The sequence below is a fragment of the Bradyrhizobium sp. IC3195 genome, assembly GCF_020193585.1.
GTDB lineage: Bacteria > Pseudomonadota > Alphaproteobacteria > Rhizobiales > Xanthobacteraceae > Bradyrhizobium > Bradyrhizobium yuanmingense.
Genome location: NZ_JADYVG010000002.1, coordinates 324453 through 342697 on the forward strand (window position 1 = coordinate 324453; position 18245 = coordinate 342697).

An 18245-nucleotide genomic window follows, 5' to 3' on the forward strand; every position below is an offset into this window, starting at 1 on the left:
CGATGACAGGCTCCGCGAAGCAATCCAGAATCTTTCGGCAGAGGAAGTCTGGATTGCTTCGTCGCAAGAGCTCCTCGCAATGACGGGCTAGCAGCGGAGCTCAGCTCTACTCCTCCGGCGCATTCTCGATCGGGTCGAACCGGCTTGCGTCCAGCCCGAGCAGGTTCCACGACTGCTGCATGTGCGGCGGCAACGGCGCGGTGGCGTCGATCACGCCGCCGCGCGGATGCGGGATAACGATGCGCCGTGCGAGCAGATGCAGCCGGTTCTGCAGGCCGCCCGGCAGCTGCCAGTTCTCGATGTTGAAATATTTGGGATCGCCGACGATGGGATGGCCGATATGGGCCATGTGGGCGCGGAGCTGGTGGGTGCGGCCCGTCACCGGCTTCAGCGACACCCAGGTCAGCTTGTTACCGGCGGTCTCGACCACGGCGTAGTACGTCACCGCGTGACTGGCGCCCTCATCGCCATGCTCGGCGATGCGCATGATGGTGTCGTCCTCGCCCTCCTCCTTGGCGAGGAAGGTCGAGATGCGGCCCTGCTTCGGCTTCGGCAGGCCCGGCACCAGGGCCCAATAGACCTTTCGCGCCGAGCGCGAGCGGAATGCACCGGTCAGATGCGAGGCGGCAAAGCGCGTCTTGGCGATCAGCAGACAGCCCGAGGTCTCGCGATCGATACGGTGGACGAGACGCGGCTTCTGGCCCTTGGCATCGCGCATCACCTCCAGCATCTGATCGATGTGCCGCGTCATGCCCGAGCCGCCCTGCACGGCAAGGCCGGCCGGCTTGTTCAGGACGAGGACGTCGTCGTCCTCCCAGATCATCATCTCCTTCAGCGCCTTGAGCGTTTTTTGCGCAGCGTCCGAGAGCTCCCCAACGACCTTCGGCGCGTCGAGCTTGAGCGGCGGAATGCGGACGCTCTGTCCCTCCTCCAGCCGGTCTTTGCTGTCGACGCGCTTGCCATCGACGCGCAGCTCGCCTTTGCGCACGACGCGCTGGATGTGGGAGAACGACAGGCCGGGAAAGCGCGCCTCGAGGAATCGATCCACGCGCATGTTGTTCTCGTCGGCCGTGACCGTGACGGTCTGCACCTTGGTCGGCAGCAGCGCCTCCACGGATTTTTCAGGCGCAGGCCTCTCCTGGACCGCTTTGGGCGGACGCCGCTCGGCGCGCTCGCCGACAAAGCGCGGCGGCTTACCGCCAGGCTTGCCACCCGGACGCGGCCCGGCCTTCTTCGCGCTACGCGCCTGATGCGGCCGCGAATCGTCGCGCTCGTCACGCGAACGCGGCTTTGGGTTCATTCTCTTGATACGGCGGCTCATGGTTGCCTGCGTAGCCTAAAAGCGGCCTTCCGTCACGACGAAATGGCCGCTTCTAGGGCGAGCCGCCCCGCTCCTTCCTCAGCTTGGCCCAGTAATCCAGCCGCTTCCTGATCTCGCGTTCAAAGCCGCGCTCGGGCGGGTCGTAGAAGGTCTGGCGTCCCAGGGCCTCCGGGAAGTAGTCCTGGCCGGAGAAGGCGTCCGGCGCATCGTGGTCGTATGCGTAGCCGGAGCCGTAGCCTTCCGACTTCATCAGCTTGGTCGGGGAATTGAGGATGTGCTTTGGCGGCAGCAGCGAGCCGGCCTGCTTGGCGACCTGCATGGCGGTGCCGAAGGCGGTGTAGACCGCGTTCGATTTCGGCGCGGTGGCGAGATAGACCACGGCCTGGGCGATGGCGAGCTCGCCCTCGGGATGGCCGAGGAAGTCGAAGGCGTCCTTGGCGGCATTGGCGATGACGAGCGCCTGCGGATCGGCAAGCCCGATGTCCTCGACCGCCATGCGCACGACGCGGCGGGCCAGGAACAGCGGGTCTTCGCCGGCGTCCAGCATGCGCGCGAGGTAATACAGCGCGGCATCAGGATCGGAGCCGCGCACCGATTTATGCAGCGCCGAGATCAGATTGTAGTGGCCGTCGGCCGACTTATCGTAGATCGGCGCGCGGCGCTGCAGGATCTCCTGCAACTGCGCGGCATTGAAAATCTCGTCCGCCCGCGCCGAACGCCAGACCTCTTCGGCGAGCGTCAACGACGCACGGCCATCGCCGTCGGCCATGCGCACCAGCACCGCGCGCGCCTCCGCATCGAGCGGCAGCTTCCTGCCCTCGACGGCTTCGGCATGCTCGAACAGCTTTTCGATCGCGGCGGCATCGAGCGAGCGGAACACCAGCACGCGCGCACGCGAGAGCAACGCCGCGTTGAGCTCGAAGGACGGGTTCTCGGTGGTGGCGCCGACCATGACGACCGTGCCGTCTTCCATCACCGGCAGAAAGGAGTCCTGCTGGGCGCGGTTGAATCTGTGCACCTCATCGACGAACAGCAGCGTGCCCTTGCCCATCTCGCGGCGGGCGCGCGCGGCATCGAACGCCTTCTTGAGGTCGGCGACGCCGGAGAACACCGCGGAGATCTGCTCGAAATGCAGATCCGTCGCGTCAGCCAGAAGCCGCGCCACCGTGGTCTTGCCGGTGCCCGGCGGCCCCCAGAACACCAACGAGCCGAGCGTGCGCGTCTCCAGCATGCGCGTCAGCGCACCGTCGGGGCCGAGGATGTGATCCTGGCCGACGACCTCCGACAACAGACGCGGGCGCAGCCGGTCCGGCAGCGGATGGGGCGCATCGTGATCGAGCCCCGCTGCGGCGAAGAGAGTCGGTGTCTCCTTTGGCCGCTTCGGACTCATCCGCCCAGCGTGACGTTGATCTGCTGGCCACCGCGCACCAGCGTGATGCGCCAGATCCGCGCGCGTTCACCTGCGGCCTTCTCGAGGTCGCCGGTCTTGCTGATCTTCTGATTGTTGACGGCGAGGATGATGTCGCCCTTCTGGAAGCCGACACTCGCAGCAGCGGTATCGCCGCCGATGTCGGTGATCACGACACCTTCCGTATCGGCATCCAGACGCAGCTCATCGGCAACGGCCGGCGTGATGGTCGAAACCTTCGCGCCCTGGAACGGCGAGCGCGCGGTGACGACGAGCTCGTTGCGTCCGGTGTCGGGCGCGGTCTCCAGCGCTACCGTCAGCTTCACCGACTTGCCGCCGCGCTGCACGTCGAGCTGCGCCGTGCCGCCGAGCGGACGGGTTGCGAAGCGATAGTCGAAGGCGTTGGGATCATCCACGATCTGGCCGTCGATCCCGGTGATGAGGTCGGAGGATTTCAGGCCGGCTTTGGCCGCCGGACCGTTCGACACTACGCTCGCGACCAGCGCACCGGTCGGCGAGCGCAGGCCGAGGCTCTCCGCGATCTCGGGCGTCACCGCCTGCAATTTCGCGCCGAGCCAGGGACGCTTCACCGCCTTGCCGCCGCTCTTGGCGGAGGCGACGACAACGCGCACCATGTTGGCGGGAATCGCAAAGCCGATGCCTTGCGAACCGCCGGAGCGCGAATAGATCGCGGTATTGATGCCGGCGAGCTTGCCGCCCATGTCGACCAGCGCGCCGCCGGAATTGCCCGGATTGATCGCCGCATCGGTCTGAATGAAGAACTGATAATCGGTGATGCCGACTTGCGTGCGCGCCAGCGCCGAAATGATACCCTGGGTCACGGTCTGGCCGACGCCGAAGGGATTGCCGATCGCGAGCACGACGTCGCCGACCAAGAGCTCATCGGAATTGGTGAAGTCCAGCGTCGGGAACTTCTCCCTGCTGTCCTTCAGGCGCAGCACGGCGAGATCGGTCCGGGAATCCTTGAGCAGGATCTCGGCCTCGAACTCGCGCTTGTCCGACAGCGACACCTTCACCTGGTCGGCGCCCTCGATGACGTGGACGTTGGTGACGACGAGGCCGGAGGCATCGACGATGACGCCGGAGCCGAGCGAGCGCTGCATCTGCTCGGGCTGCTGGCCAGGCACGCCGAAGAAGCGGCGGAAAATCGGATCGTCCAATAGCGGATTGCGGTTCTGCACCACCTTTGCGGCATAGACGTTGACGACCGCCGGCTGCACCCGCTGCACGATCGGAGCATAGGACATCCGCAGCTCGGCCGGCGACGACGGGACCCGACGGTCCTGCGCAGCAGTCGGATTGAAGGTGGCCAAAAAGGCTACGCACAGCGCCGTGACGGCGGCAGTCCAGGTCGCTCGAAACATTCCTACCTCTTGGAAAAGACGCCGGAATATAGGCGCGTTCGCCCCCCAATAGAAGGGCGCCGGAGGGCAATATTCGGCCGCCTCGAAGCCGTGTCCGGGATGCAAGGGTGCCGTGCGAATCGGCAATTTGCCCGGCGGCGGATTGGCATGATGTACGTCATCTTGCATGGTGGTGTGAGGCGGATTCGGTTGAGGCGAATTTGCATCAGTAGGAACCCATGCAACCGATCGCAGCGTCGCGGGGCAGTCATCGATCACACCTAGGCTCTCCGTTCGCGACTTCAGGAAAACAGTTGGAAGATGGAGGCGTAACGTGAGCAGAACAAGAATTGCGGCGACCGCGATTGGTCTCGCCGGCGCGCTGGCAGCCTCGCAGGCCCAGGCCCAGTCGGCAAGCAGCAGCGAGCAGGAGATCGTGCTGTTGAAGCAGCAGTTGAAGATGCTCGAGCAGAAGCTCGACAAGCTGCAGAGCCAGACCGCGGCGAACACGGCCGCCGCAGCAAAGGTGAAAGTCGAAGCCAAGGCTGAGGCAAAGGCCGAGGCGCGCGCGGAGGCAAAGGCCGCGGTGGCCAATGCCAACGCGGCAATCCCGGTCAAGGGGCCGGCGCCGGCCTCCGGCGTCGTCGTGACGATGCCGAACAACCGGCCGACGATCTGCACCGCCGACCAGGCCAACTGCGTCGCCATCACCAGCCGCCTGCATTGGGACGTCGGCGGCTATGACTATCGTCCCAACACCGCGGCCACCGTGCCGCAAAAGCTCGACAGCGGCCAGAACGTCCGCCGCGCGCGCATCGGTGTCACCGGCAAGTTCTTCCACGATTGGAATTTCGCACTGGTCTACGATTTCGGCGGCTCGTCCGACGGATTTGGCGGCACTGCTCCGGGATCGCTGCCCGGCGGCGCCGTCTCCGGCGTCGAGAACGCCTATATCAGCTATACCGGCCTGAAGCCGTTCGGCGGCAAGATGGCGATCGAGGCCGGCATCATGGACCTGCCCTACACCATGGATGAAGCCACGAGCTCGAACGACATCATGTTCATGGAGCGCGCCTCGCCCGGCGTGATCGCAACCAACATTGCCGCCGGTGACTTCCGTTCCGCAGCCGGTGCGCGCTGGTTCAACGACCAGCTCTGGATCGGCGGCTATGTCACGGGCCCCTCGACTGGCGCGATCCATTCCGCCTCGAGCGCGGCGCCGCCCGGCACCAGCGAGCAATATGGTGCCGTGGCGCGCGTGGCCGGCAATCCGATCAGCACCAAGGACTACTCCGTGCATATCGGCGCCAATGCGCAATGGCTGATCCAGCCACCGCGCAATCTGATCGCCAACACCCAGACGGTCACGCTCAGCGATCGTCCGGAATTGCGGCTCGACCCGACCACGCTGATCTCGACCGGCGCCATCGCCAACGCCGCGGGCGCGCAGGTCTACAGCGTCGAGGCGGCGGCGACCTACGGTCCGTTCATCGTCCAGGGCGAGTATTTCTGGTACAATGTCGATCGCACCGCCAACACTGCCGTGCCGCTGACGGGCGCACCGAGCCTGAAATTCCAGGGCGGCTATGCGCAGGCCGGCTATGTGCTGACCGGCGAGGGCCGGTCGTACAATGCGGCGAACGCGGCCTATAGCGGCGTCAAGCCGGCGCATCCGTTCTCTCTCGACGGCGGCGGCGGCTGGGGCGCGTGGGAGATCGCAGGACGGTTCTCGACGATCGACCTCAACGATCAGCTCGCGACCGCGAGCGGCGTCGCAGGCGGCCGGCAGACCGTCTATACGCTCGCGCTCAACTGGTACGTCAACGGCAACGTGCGCTTCATGCTCGACTATCTGCACGGCACGGTGTCGCGACAGGCCTCGCCGATCTCGACCGCCGACGTCGGCTCGAAGTTCGACGCGGTCGCGATGCGCACGCAGTTCGCGTTCTAGACCTCGTCGCCTCTCCGGTTGGGAGAGGTCGCGCCCACCGGGTCGCGCCGAAGGCGCGCCCGATGACAGGCTCCGGCGCGGGTGAGGGGTTACGCTCTATCGAGAATACCGCGCCCCCTCACCCGAATTGCACTGGACGATGCTTCGCATCGCCAGGCGCAATTCGACCTCTCCCCGTCGGGTGACGGCACCGCCCCTCACCTTCATCACGCCGCGCGCTTCTTCTTCACGATCACCGGCGGCGGCGCGCAGGACAGCCGCTCCTGGTGGCTCTCGCCCCAGGCCTTCAGGATGTCGATCACGGGCCTCAGGCTCTCGCCCAGCTCGGACAGGCAATACTCCACGCGCGGCGGCACCTCGGCATAGACGTTGCGGATGACGAGCTTGTCTTCCTCCAGCGCGCGCAGCTGCTTCGTCAGCATGCGCTGGGTGATGCCGGGCATCCGGCGGCGCAATTCGCCGAAGCGCTGGGTGCCGCTCTGCAGGTGGTAGAGGATCACGCCCTTCCACTTGCCGTCGATCAGGTCCAGCGTTGCCTCGACCGAGCAGCCTGGACGGCGGGCGAAATTACGGCGTTTCATGCGGCATTTCCCAATAGTATCCAAACAGGGACTATATCCCCGAATTTACAGTACTTGCCAAATCGGAGCCAGAGCGACAGTTAAGACAGCAGGCGAACAAAGCCATCTGATGGAGACACGCCATGAAGGCCGTCGGCTACAAGAAATCGCTTCCGATCGAGGACGCGGAGTCACTGTTCGATTTCGAGACCGCAAAACCCGAGCCCAAAGGGCGCGACATCCGCGTCGCGGTGAAAGCGATCTCGGCCAATCCGGTCGACTACAAGGTGCGCAAGCGCGCCGCCCCGCCAGAGGGCGAGACGAAAATCCTCGGCTATGACGCGGCCGGCGTAGTCGATGCTGTCGGCCCTGACGTGACGCTGTTCAAGCCGGGGGAAGAGGTCTTCTACGCCGGGTCGATCCTGCGTCAGGGCACCAATGCCGAATTCCACCTGGTCGACGAGCGCATCGTCGGCGGCAAACCGAAGAGTCTTTCGTTCGCGCAAGCCGCCGCTCTTCCCCTCACCTCCATCACCGCCTGGGAGCTACTGTTCGACCGGCTCGGCGCAGTGCCGGGCAAGAGCGTCGATCCGCGTACCCTCTTGATCACGGGCGGCGCCGGCGGCGTCGGCTCGATCCTGATCCAGCTCGCCCGCCGCCTCACCGGGCTGACGGTGCTCGCCACCGCGACGCGGCCGGAGTCGCAGAAATGGTGCCTCGATCTCGGCGCGCATGCGGTGATCGACCATGGCAAGCCGATGAAGGAGCAGATCGAGAAACTGAAGCTGCCGCCGGTCGCACTCGTGGCCAGCCTCACCTTTACCGACCAGCACTACAAGGCGATTGCGGAATTCATGGCACCGCAGGGCAAGTTCGGCCTGATCGACGATCCCCCGGAGTTCACGATTGCCGCGTTCAAGGGCAAGGCGATCTCGGTGCACTGGGAATCGATGTTCACGCGCTCCTCGTTCCAGACCCCTGACATGATCGCCCAGCATCATCTGCTCGATGACGTCGCCGACCTCATCGACAAGGGCGTGCTGCGCACCACGCTGGACCAGACCTTCGGCACGATCAACGCCGCCAACCTCAAGCGCGCGCACGAGTTGCTGGAGAGCGGCAAGTCGCGCGGCAAGATCGTGCTGGAGGGGTGGTAGGCTTGGCACGATTGATGCATCATGCGTCTGCGGTCCCGGACAAGAGGGCCGACCCCCCGCCCGCCGGGACCAGCAACAAGCAGATTGATGATGACCGAACCATGCGACCTGTCAGCGGTCGCTGCACGCACGCTGATTGGCCAACGCAAGCTTTCCCCCGTCGAGCTGACGGATAGCTGCATCCGCCGCATCGAAGCGGTCGATCCGGCGGTCAATGCCGTCGTTGCGCGCTCGTTCGAAACCGCGCGCAAGACGGCGCGCGAGCGCGAGGCCGCCGTGATGCGCGGTGAGACCCTCGGCGCCGTGCATGGGCTGCCGCTCGGTGTCAAAGACCTGATCGATGCGGAGGGGTTGCCGACCAGCTTCGGCAGCGTGCTGTTCGCGGACAATGTCGCCAGGCAGGACGAGGCCATCGTCGCGATGCTCAAGCGCGAGGGAGCGATCGTCATCGGCAAGACGAATGTGCCGGAATGGGGCGCCGGCGGCAATACGCGCAACGCCGTATATGGCGCGACCGGCAATCCCTTCGATCCCAATCGATCCGCCGCCGGTTCGTCGGGGGGATCGGCCGTCGCGCTCGCCACTGGCATGGTGCCGCTCGCGACCGGATCCGATACCGGCGGCTCGGTGCGGAATCCGGCATCCTTTTGCGGCGTGGTCGGCTTCCGGCCCTCGCCCGGACTGACCGCCAGCAACAGCCGCAACATGGCCTGGCTGCAGATCTCGCAGCTCGGGCCGATGGCGAGAACCGTGCCCGACGTTTGCCTGATGCTGTCCTGCATGTTGGATCGTGACGCCCGCGATCCATTGTCGGCAATCCTTCATGCCGGCGGAGTGCCTTCGCCGGCGCTTTATCGCAATCCGCCGCGCGTCGATCTCTCCGCGCTCCGCATTGCGGCAACCAGCGATTTCGGCTTTGCGCCGACCGAGGGGGCGGTCGCCCGCGCCTTCAGACAGAAGCTCAACTCGTTCGAAACGGTGTTTCGCAAAGTCGAATGGGCTCATCCTGATTGCACCGGCGCTGACGAAGTGTTCAGCATTCTCCGCGCGGTCGCATTCCTCGGCCGCCACCGCGAACTCGTGGAGAAGTTTCCGGACAAGGTAGGGCCCAACGTTCGCGACAATGTTGCGGAGGGGCTTGGCTATTCCGCTGCCGACGTGGCGCGTGCGCTCTCGATGCAGACCGACCTTTACCGGCGCTGGCAGACCTTCTACGCGGATCACGATTTCATCGTCGCGCCTGCGGTCACCATCAGCCCACGGCCGTGGTCGGAGCTCTATCCAGCCGAGATCGACGGTCGCCCGACCAAGAGCTACTTCCACTGGCTCGCGCTCGCCTATGCCGTCACCAATGTCGGCCATCCCACCGTCGCAATCCCCGCCGGATGCGACGGCGCCGGCCTGCCGTTCGGCATCCAGGTGATCGGCCCGCGCGGCGGCGATCTCTTAACGCTCGCGGTCGCGCGCGAAATCGAAGCGGTGCTCGCCGCCAATTCGGATACCGCCCGCCCCGTTCCCGACATTGCGTGGCTTGCCGGGCAGCCGCCGATTGCGGACAAGCCGGGATTTCTAGCCTTCGATTGAAACCTCAACCGCGGAAAAACGACACGATGAAAACAACGCTCCTGACGCTAGCGCTCGCCGCGATCGGCTCGATAAGCGTCAACTCGCTCGCAACCGCGCAATCGGCCTATCCCGAGAAATCCTTGCAATTGATCGTCCCGTTCCCACCGGGCGGAGCCTCGGACGTGGTGGCCCGCATCATCGGCGGCGAGCTCGAAGCGCGGCTCGGCAAGCCCGTCATCATCATGAACCGTCCCGGCGGGGGCACCACGATCGCGGCCAAGGAGGTCGCGCGCGCGGCCCCCGACGGGTACACCCTGTTCTTCAGCTCGAATTCGAGCTTCACCTTGCCGGCCGCCGTGAAGGAGAACGTTCCGTACGATGCGGCCAAGGATTTCGAGCCGCTCGGCCGGGTCGGCAAGATCACCCTGGCGCTGGTCACCTATAAGGACAATCCGGTCAAGGATCTGCCTGCGCTCGTCGCGGAGGCAAAGGCTAATCCGGACAAGCTGTCGCTGGCCTCCTTCGGCGTCGCGACGGTGTCGCATTTCGCCGGCGAGTTGTTCAAGTCGAATGCCGGAATCAAGATGGTTCACCTGCCCTACAAGGGCAGCGCGCCGGCGATGAACGATCTCATCGGCAAGCACATCCAGTATCATGTCGACACGGTGATCGCCGCGAAGCCGCAGATCGAGGCCGGCGCCGTGAAGGTGATGGCCGTATTCTCCAGCCAGCGCACACCATTCCTGCCCGACGTACCGACATTGGCAGAGCTCGGCTATCCCGCTATCGACTTCTCGTCGTGGGGCGCGGTGGTCGCGCCCAAGGGACTGCCGCCACCGGTTCCCGACAAGCTCACGGCGACGCTGGAGGAGGTCATCAACAGCCCCTCCGTTGTGGAGCGCTTCGTCAAGGTCGGCTTCGAGCCCCGCTTCGCGCGCTTTGACGACTGGGCCGGTGCGGTGACCAAAGAGACGGTCGAGATGAAGGACATCGCGCAGAAGGCCGGCATCAAAGACGAGTAGCCGATCGCTTCCCCTCAGGCGATCGTGTTGACGATGCCACCCTCGGCGCGCAGCGCTGCACCGTTGGTGGCGGATGCCTCCTTCGAGGCGACATAGACCACCATGTTGGCGATCTCGTCGACGCTGGCGAAGCGTTGCAGCAGCGAGCTCGGGCGGTGCTGCTTGACGAAGTTGGCGGCGGCTTCGTCCACGGACTGGCCGTTCTGCCTGGCGAGATCCTTGACGAAGGTCTCGACGCCCTCCGACATGGTCGGGCCCGGCAGCACGGAATTGACGGTAACGCCGGTGCCGCTGGTGAGCTGCGCCAGGCCGCGCGCGACCGAAAGCTGGGCCGTCTTGGTCATGCCGTAGTGGATCATCTCGACGGGAATGTTGAGCCCGGATTCCGAGGAGATGAAGACGATGCGGCCCCAATTGCGCGCGAGCATGCCCTTCATGTAGGCGCGCGATAGGCGCACGCCGCTCATCACATTCACCTCGAAGAATCGGCTCCAGTCCTCGTCGGGGATGTCGAAGAAATCCTTGGGCTCGAAGATGCCGGCATTGTTGATGAGGATGTCGACCTCGGGCAGCGCCGCAACGAGGGCCTTGCAGCCTGCCGCGGTCGAGACGTCGGCCGCGATGCCGCGGACCTTGGCGCCCGTCCCTTCCAGCCTGCGCACCGCCGCATCGACTTTGTCCTGGCCGCGGCCGTTGATCACGACGCTGGCGCCGGAGCCGGCGAGACCCCTGGCGATGGCGTGGCCGATACCGGCGGTCGAGCCGGTCACGAGAGCGGTTTTTCCGGAAAGGTCGATCTTCATGCGATATCTCCATGGATGCGGATGGAGATATCGGAAGCGGCTCCCTCAGCTGCAATCGGGGCTCACCGACGCGTGAGGAGCGTGAATGGTGGGCACGGCGCGCCAAGAGCGGGCCTTTGTCCACCCGACCGTTCCAACAAAAAAGCGGCGCCAAAGGCGCCGCTCTTGAAACGTCATGCCGATCGGGCTTTACGCCGCCTCGGCTTCCTTCTCCTGCACCGGGCCGGAATCCTGGCCCTTGGCGTCGACGTCGCGATCGACGAACTCGATCACGGCCATCGCGGCGTTGTCGCCATAGCGGAAGCCGGCCTTGATGATGCGGGTGTAGCCGCCCTGGCGGTCCTTGTAGCGGGTCGCGAGCGTATCGAAGAGCTTCTTGACCATATCGACGTCGCGCAGCTCGGAGATGGCCTGACGGCGCAGCGACAGGCCGCCCTTCTTGCCGAGGGTGACGAGCTTCTCGACGATCGGGCGAAGCTCCTTGGCCTTGGGCAGCGTGGTGACGATCTGCTCGTGCTTGATCAGCGCGGCCGCCATGTTGGCGAACATCGCCTTGCGGTGCTCGGCCGTGCGGTTGAGCTTCCGATGAACCTTGCCGTGACGCATGTGTGTAGTCCTTCTTCGATTGTGTCGCGGTGGTTCAGCGACTGGTTTTCAGGTGGGCTTCCTGCGTTCGCCCTAGGCCGCGAGTGGCGAATGGTGAGTAGCGAATCGATCTTCTTCCCCTACTCGCCACTCGCTACTCGCCATTCGCTCAGTAATGATCCTCGAAGCGCTTGGCGAGTTCGTCAATGTTCTCCGGCGGCCAGCCCGGCACTTCCATGCCGAGGTGCAGACCCATCTGGGCCAGCACTTCCTTGATCTCGTTCAGCGACTTGCGGCCGAAGTTCGGGGTGCGGAGCATTTCCGCCTCGCTCTTCTGCACGAGGTCGCCGATGTAGACGATGTTGTCGTTCTTCAGGCAGTTGGCCGAACGCACCGACAGCTCGAGCTCGTCCACCTTCTTGAGGAAGGCCGGGTTGAAGGCGAGGTCCGGGATGATCTCCTGGGCGACTTCCTTGCGCGGCTCTTCGAAGTTGACGAACACGTTGAGCTGATCCTGCAGGATGCGGGCGGCGTAGGCCACCGAGTCATCCGGCGTGATCGCGCCGTTGGTCTCGATCGTCATGGTCAGCTTGTCGTAGTCGAGGATCTGGCCCTCGCGGGTGTTCTCGACCTTGTAGGAGACCTTGCGGACCGGCGAGTACAGGCTGTCGACCGGGATCAGGCCGATCGGCGCATCCTCGGGACGGTTGCGCTCGGCGGGCACGTAGCCCTTGCCGGTCGAGACCGTGAACTCCATGCGGATCTCGGCGCCCTCGTCGAGCGTGCAGATCTGCAGATCGGGGTTGAGCACGACCACATCGCCGACCGTCTGAATGTCGCCCGCGGTGACGACACCCGGGCCCTGCTTCTTCACGACCATGCGCTTGGGGCCCTCGCCCTGCATCTTGATCGAGATGTCCTTGATGTTGAGCACGATGTCGGTGACGTCCTCACGGACGCCCGCGATCGAGGAGAACTCGTGCAGCACGCCGTCGATGTGCACCGACTGCACCGCCGCGCCCTGGAGCGAGGAGAGCAGGATGCGGCGCAGCGCATTGCCGAGGGTCTGGCCGAAGCCACGCTCGAGCGGCTCGGCGACGATGGTCGCGAAACGCGAGGAATCGCTGCCGGGCGTGACCTGGAGCTTGTTCGGCCGAATCAGTTCTTGCCAATTTTTCTGGATCGTCACTGTTTCACCCATACAGGCCAGTCAATTTGACGGTGCAAATACTGGCGTTGGAGAAAGGCCGCAGATCATTCCCGCGGCTTCTTGCAAAGTCGCCGCGGGCGCCGACGCGCCCGCAGCTCGTCAAAATCAAACGCGCCGACGCTTGCGGGGACGGCAGCCGTTGTGCGGGATCGTGGTCACGTCGCGGATCGAGGTGACGGTGAAGCCGGCAGCCTGGAGCGCGCGGAGCGCCGATTCGCGGCCCGAACCGGGACCGGCGACCTCGACTTCCAGCGTGCGCATGCCGTGCTCCTGCGCCTTCTTGGACACGTCCTCGGCGGCAACCTGCGCGGCATACGGGGTCGACTTGCGCGAGCCCTTGAAGCCCATCGTGCCGGCCGAGGACCAGGCGATCGTATTGCCCTGCGCGTCGGTGATGGTGATGGTCGTGTTGTTGAACGACGAGTTCACATGCGCGACGCCGGAGGCGATGTTCTTGCGCTCACGACGACGAACGCGGGTGGCTTCCTTGCCCATTGAGTCCCTTTCCTGAAGATCTCAAACGCCGCCGTAATGCCAGCGGCTACACCTATGGAAGCGAATAGCGAGTAGCGAGTGGCGAATAGGGAAGCCCCCTACTCGCCACTCGCCACGTCCAATTCGCCAGTTTACTTCTTCTTGCCGGCGATGGCCTTGGCCGGGCCCTTGCGCGTGCGCGCATTGGTGTGGGTCCGCTGACCGCGCACCGGCAGACCGCGACGATGACGCAGGCCGCGATAGCAGCCGAGGTCCATCAGACGCTTGATGTTGATGCCGACCTCACGACGCAGGTCGCCCTCGACGAGATAGTCGCGGTCGATCACTTCGCGGATCTGGAGCACTTCGGCGTCGCTGAGCTGATTGACGCGACGATCCACGGGGATCTTCACCTTCTCGAGGATCTCACCAGCGATCTTCTGGCCGATGCCATGGATGTACTGGAGCGCGATCAGCACGCGCTTGTTGGTGGGAATGTTCACGCCGGCAATACGGGCCACGGCCTTCTCTCCTGTTGCCGATCCCTCGTCAGGGCTCGGGCTTTAAGTGCTTGCTTTCTCGGGCAGGTGTTCACAAACGCGAACACGACGCCCACCCCCGGTCTTCCTGGGGCCCGGCATCGTCTGAAACTATCCGACTTGGATGCGGGGCTTATTAGGGGATTCCGGGGGCTTTCGTCAACCGCTGCTAGCGCTTGGCTCGCTTTTTCGTGACCTTTTTTGCGGCCTTTTTGGCACCCTTTTTGACCGACTTCTTGGCTGCTTTCTTGACGGTTTTCTTGGTGGCTTTCTTGGAGGCTTTCTTGGCCGCCTTCTTTGGGCCTTTCACCGCCGATTTGGCGGCCTTTTTAGCCAATTTGACGCCCTTTTTGGCCGTTTTTGCCGGCCTTGCCGCCGCCTTCTTCCCCGCCTGGGCCTTTTTAGCCGGCGCCGCCTTGGCGGCGCTCCGGGCATGCGTCTTGGGCTCGACCGCCCCCAGAGCCAGCAGCTGGCGATGGATGGCGCGGGTGACCTCGTCGATGGTCATCATGCCGTCGATGGTCGAGAGCTTCCGCCGCTCGGAATAGTAGTGAATCAGCGGTTCCGTCTGGCTGCGATAGCTGGCCAGCCGCTTGGTCAGGACCTCCGGGGTATCGTCGAGCCGGACCTCCTCGCCGCGCTCCCGCATTTGGGCGACGCGGGTCTCGACGCGGCTCAGAAGCGCACTCTCATTGACCCGGAGCTCGATCACGGCGTCCAGCTTGAGGTGCTTGCGCTTGAGCAGCTCGTCCAGCGCCTCGGCCTGCGGCACGGTGCGGGGGAAACCGTCGAGGATGAAACCGCTCTTGGCGTCCGGCTGCTCGATGCGGTCGGAAATGATTCCCACCACGACGTCATCGGGCACGAGGCCGCCGCTCGCCATGATCTCCTTGGCCTTCAACCCGACCGGGGTGCCGGCCGCAACCGCGGCACGCAGCATCTCGCCAGTCGAGAGCTGGACGATGCCATAGCGCTGCACCAGGAGCTGGGCCTGGGTCCCCTTGCCCGACCCCGGCGGTCCCAGAAGTATAATTCTCATCGGCGTACGCCCCCCGGATTGGTGAGCGACACCTCGCGCACCTGCGTTTTGATATCAAGAACGGTGCAAACCACAACCAGCACTGCACCACCATTGACGACCATACTATAAGGCAGCCCGATCCCGTAAAGCTCGAACACCTCCGGAATCAACTGCAACGCCGTCAGGTAGACGGCTCCGACGACTGTCGTCAATGACACGACGCGATCGAGATAGTCCGCGGTGGCCTCGCCGGGAGCGACACCGGGAATTGCGCCCTCATGGCGGGTCAGGGATTTGGCGGTGTATTCGGGATCAATCACATAAGCAGTGTAGACGAAGGCGAGCACGAACACGGCGATCGACACGAGAATGAGGTGCGCCGGCTGCCCCAGCTGGAGATGCCGGTAGGTTGCGGCAACCAGGGGATGATCGCCTCCCAGGATGAAGCCCGCAAAGGCAAGCGGCAGATAGAATATCCACGGCGCCACGGTGACGGGAATCACGAACCCGGCGCTGTTGAGCTTAATCGGCAGTACCGCATCGCGCACAGGCAGCTGCCGCGTACCGACGCTTTGTGCTGCGAACTGGACCCGGATATTCCGCCGCGCACCTTCGACAAGCACGATCACGACGACGATCGCGATCCAAAACACGACATGGCCGAGCACAAGATTGCCCGAGATCGTCCCGCTCCGCACGAGATCCGCGATACCGGCAATGTTTTGCGGAACGGCGACGATGAAGCCGGCACTCAAGATCAGCGCCAAGCCATTGCCGATGCCGTAGCGGGTCATCTGTTCGCTGAGCCACACCAGCACGACGACGCCGCCGACCATCGAGGCCGTAGCCGTCGTCACGAACCAGCCGTCGGGATTTTTGACGAGGCCCGGGATCGACGTCAGTGCCGAGGCGATGCCGTAGGCCTGAAAGGCCGCAATTCCGAGTGTGAGCCCGAGCGTGGCACGTGCGATCTTACGCCGTCCGCCCTCGCCGGATCGTTCGAGCGAATTCGGGCCGCGCCACACCATGGACAGCAGCCGGATCAAGATTGCCGCAGTCAGATAGGGAATGAGGCCGAGCGCAAAGATCGAAAGCCGGGAGACGAGATCCAGCGCCGGCGAGACGTCGGAGAGATTCAGTCCCGCAATCGGGATCTGCGTGCCGAGCCTGAAAAGGAGCAGCGCGCCGATCGTGAAAGCGATTCGGCGCGCGAGCTCCCTGCTCATCTACGGCGGCCCCGCAGCTTGGACTTGCGGATCAGACCTTCATACTGGTGCGCCAGCAGATAGCCCTGGACCTGCGCCACCGTGTCCATGGTGACGCTGACGACGATCAGCAGCGAGGTGCCGCCGAAATAGAACGGCACCGAAGCGTAGGAGATCAGGATTTCCGGGATCAAGCAGACGATGGCGAGATAAATCGCACCCAGCACGGTGATGCGCGACAGCACATAGTCGATGTATTCCGCGGTGCGTTCGCCCGGGCGAATGCCGGGAATGAAACCGCCGTGCTTCTTCAGATTGTCCGCGGTCTCGGTCGGGTTGAACACGATCGCGGTGTAGAAGAAGGCGAAGAACACGATCAGCGCCAGATACATGATCAGGAACAGCGGACGGCCATGGCCGAGCTGTGTCGTGATCCACTGGAACCATTCCGGCCCGCTACCCGTGTTGAAGTTCGCAACCGTCGTCGGCAAGAGGAGTAGCGAGGATGCGAAGATCGGCGGGATCACGCCGGAGGTGTTGAGCTTGAGCGGCAGATGCGAGGACTGGCCCTCGAACATCTTGTTGCCGACCTGGCGCTTCGGATACTGGATCAAGAGGCGGCGCTGGGCGCGCTCCATGAAGACGATGAAGGCGATCACGACGACGGCCATGATGATGACGACCAGGATCAGGCCGGTCGACATCGCGCCCTGACGGCCGAGCTCGAGCATGCCGGCGAGTGCCGCGGGCAACTCGGCGACGATGCCGGCCAGAATGATCAGCGAAATGCCGTTGCCGATGCCGCGCGAGGTGATCTGCTCGCCGAGCCACATCAGGAACATGGTGCCGCCGGTCAGCGTGATAGAGGTCGAGAGCAGGAAAAACAGTCCAGGTTCGCTGACGACATTGCCGGCGCCCTGAAGTCCTACCGCGATGCCGTAGGACTGGAACGCGGCCAGGATCACCGTGAGATAGCGGGTATACTGATTCAGCGTCTTGCGGCCGGCTTCGCCTTCCTTTTTCAGCGCTTCGAGCTGCGGCGACACCGTGGTCAACAGCTGGATGATGATGGAGGCCGAGATATACGGCATGATGTTCAGCGCGAAGATCGCCATGCGGTTGATGCCGCCGCCGGCGAACATGTTGAACATGCCGAGGATGCCGCCGGCCTGCGAGCGGAACACCTGTTCCCAGGCGCTCGGGTCGATGCCGGGCAGCGGAATGTAGGTCCCGAGCCGATAAACGAGCAGCGCACCCAGGGTGAACCAGATGCGCTTCTTCAGTTCGTCGGCCTTGGCAAACGCGCCGAAATTGAGATTGGCTGCCAGTTGTTCCGCTGCAGAGACCATCTTGGACTTTCTCCCGCCGCCTATTGCGCCGTTGATGCCCGCGGCCGGGCTGAATTAGCGGACGCCGGACATTATCTGGGGCTCGGCTTCGATAAGTCCACGTCCCGCATGCGTAAAGGCCCGCGAGGCGCGGGCCAATGACGCAGTTGTTACGCCGCCTCGCCTTCTTCCTTGGGCTGGGCGAGGATCTTCACCGAACCGCCGGCCTTCTCGACCGCGGCGATCGCGGTCTTGCTGGCGCCGTGCACTTCGATGTTGAGCTTGGACTTGAGCTCGCCTCGGCCGAGCAGCCGCAGGCCGCCCTTGGCGCGGCGCAGCACGCCGCCTTTCACCAGGGCCTCGACGTTGACGACGCTGCCGGCGTCGATCTTCTTGGCGTCGACCGCTTCCTGGAGCCGGTCGAGATTGATCTCGGCGAACTCGACGCGGAAGATGTTGTTGAAGCCGCGCTTGGGCAGACGGCGATGCATCGGCATCTGGCCGCCTTCGAAACCCTTGATGCGCACGCCCGAACGCGCGGTCTGGCCCTTGCCGCCGCGGCCGGACTGCTTGCCCTTGCCGGAACCGATGCCGCGGCCGACGCGCATACGCTTCTTGCGCGAGCCGGCGTTGTCGGCGATATCGCTGAGCTTCATCGCCCTTCTCCTTGTGTCTTGCGCACGATCTTCATCGAAAACCGCTTCCCGCTCTCCGGGACCGTGCGCCTTTGC

At 64.5% G+C, this 18245-nt stretch carries 17 protein-coding genes; 4 read left to right on the forward strand and 13 right to left on the reverse strand.

Annotated features, from left to right (window positions below; all coding sequences use genetic code 11):
* Window positions 1-106 precede the first annotated feature (106 nt).
* From I6F09_RS05190 to I6F09_RS05200, 3 genes are read right to left on the reverse strand one after another with little or no spacing between them, the layout of a single operon-like run.
* On the reverse strand, window positions 107-1321 hold the full coding sequence (locus I6F09_RS05190) for an RluA family pseudouridine synthase (protein ID WP_225187614.1): 1215 nt from the start codon (window positions 1319-1321) through the stop codon (window positions 107-109).
* A 52-nt stretch (window positions 1322-1373) separates the two neighbouring features.
* Entirely contained in the window at window positions 1374-2711 is a 1338-nt protein-coding gene (locus tag I6F09_RS05195) for a replication-associated recombination protein A (RefSeq protein WP_225187615.1), read from the reverse strand.
* A complete protein-coding gene (locus I6F09_RS05200) occupies window positions 2708-4114 on the reverse strand; it encodes a DegQ family serine endoprotease (protein WP_225187616.1) in 1407 nt (468 codons plus the stop codon). Before I6F09_RS05200 ends, I6F09_RS05195 begins: the two co-directional genes overlap by 4 nt.
* Before the next feature lie 313 nt (window positions 4115-4427).
* Between I6F09_RS05200 and I6F09_RS05205 the strand changes: the two genes are divergently transcribed.
* Entirely contained in the window at window positions 4428-6044 is a 1617-nt protein-coding gene (locus I6F09_RS05205) for an OprO/OprP family phosphate-selective porin (RefSeq protein ID WP_225187617.1), read from the forward strand.
* A 206-nt stretch (window positions 6045-6250) separates the two neighbouring features.
* On the opposite strand, the gene I6F09_RS05210 is transcribed toward I6F09_RS05205, so the two are convergent.
* Window positions 6251-6625 carry a helix-turn-helix domain-containing protein gene (locus I6F09_RS05210; RefSeq protein ID WP_225187618.1) on the reverse strand — a complete coding sequence of 125 codons (375 nt, stop codon included), beginning with the start codon at window positions 6623-6625 and terminating at the stop codon, window positions 6251-6253.
* A 122-nt stretch (window positions 6626-6747) separates the two neighbouring features.
* On the opposite strand from I6F09_RS05210, the gene I6F09_RS05215 reads away from it, so the two are divergent.
* The 3 genes from I6F09_RS05215 to I6F09_RS05225 all read left to right on the forward strand — a co-directional run bounded on the left by I6F09_RS05215 (window position 6748) and on the right by I6F09_RS05225 (window position 10349).
* A complete protein-coding gene (locus I6F09_RS05215) occupies window positions 6748-7761 on the forward strand; it encodes a zinc-binding alcohol dehydrogenase family protein (RefSeq protein WP_225187619.1) in 1014 nt (337 codons plus the stop codon).
* Between the two features lie 90 nt (window positions 7762-7851).
* A complete protein-coding gene (locus tag I6F09_RS05220) occupies window positions 7852-9345 on the forward strand; it encodes an amidase family protein (protein ID WP_225187620.1) in 1494 nt (497 codons plus the stop codon).
* Between the two features lie 26 nt (window positions 9346-9371).
* Window positions 9372-10349, forward strand: a complete 978-nt coding sequence (locus tag I6F09_RS05225) for a tripartite tricarboxylate transporter substrate binding protein (RefSeq protein ID WP_225187621.1) — start codon at window positions 9372-9374, stop codon at window positions 10347-10349.
* 14 nt (window positions 10350-10363) lie between these two features.
* Here I6F09_RS05225 and I6F09_RS05230 read toward each other — a convergent pair whose 3' ends face one another.
* From I6F09_RS05230 to rplO, 9 genes are all read right to left on the reverse strand, one after another.
* Window positions 10364-11152 (reverse strand): SDR family oxidoreductase, encoded by a 789-nt coding sequence (locus I6F09_RS05230; protein WP_225187622.1) that lies wholly within the window; start codon window positions 11150-11152, stop codon window positions 10364-10366.
* Window positions 11153-11341: 189 nt separating this feature from the next.
* Window positions 11342-11758: a 50S ribosomal protein L17 gene (rplQ, locus tag I6F09_RS05235; RefSeq protein WP_025036979.1), complete on the reverse strand. Its 417-nt coding sequence runs from the start codon at window positions 11756-11758 to the stop codon at window positions 11342-11344.
* 148 nt (window positions 11759-11906) lie between these two features.
* Window positions 11907-12938, reverse strand: a complete 1032-nt coding sequence (locus I6F09_RS05240; RefSeq protein ID WP_036011050.1) for a DNA-directed RNA polymerase subunit alpha — start codon at window positions 12936-12938, stop codon at window positions 11907-11909.
* A gap of 114 nt (window positions 12939-13052) precedes the next feature.
* Entirely contained in the window at window positions 13053-13442 is a 390-nt protein-coding gene (rpsK, locus tag I6F09_RS05245; protein ID WP_007603045.1) for a 30S ribosomal protein S11, read from the reverse strand.
* 131 nt (window positions 13443-13573) lie between these two features.
* Window positions 13574-13942, reverse strand: coding sequence for a 30S ribosomal protein S13 (rpsM, locus tag I6F09_RS05250; RefSeq protein ID WP_008549231.1), 369 nt, complete (start codon window positions 13940-13942; stop codon window positions 13574-13576).
* 187 nt (window positions 13943-14129) lie between these two features.
* Window positions 14130-14999: an adenylate kinase gene (locus I6F09_RS05255; protein WP_225151412.1), complete on the reverse strand. Its 870-nt coding sequence runs from the start codon at window positions 14997-14999 to the stop codon at window positions 14130-14132.
* On the reverse strand, window positions 14996-16207 hold the full coding sequence (locus I6F09_RS05260; RefSeq protein WP_225187623.1) for a preprotein translocase subunit SecY: 1212 nt from the start codon (window positions 16205-16207) through the stop codon (window positions 14996-14998). The genes I6F09_RS05255 and I6F09_RS05260 overlap by 4 nt, the downstream gene beginning before the upstream one ends.
* Window positions 16204-17535, reverse strand: a complete 1332-nt coding sequence (secY, locus tag I6F09_RS05265) for a preprotein translocase subunit SecY (RefSeq protein WP_036011045.1) — start codon at window positions 17533-17535, stop codon at window positions 16204-16206. The genes I6F09_RS05260 and secY overlap by 4 nt, the downstream gene beginning before the upstream one ends.
* A 149-nt stretch (window positions 17536-17684) precedes the next feature.
* Entirely contained in the window at window positions 17685-18170 is a 486-nt protein-coding gene (gene rplO / locus I6F09_RS05270; RefSeq protein WP_036011044.1) for a 50S ribosomal protein L15, read from the reverse strand.
* Between the last annotated feature and the right edge of the window lie 75 nt (window positions 18171-18245).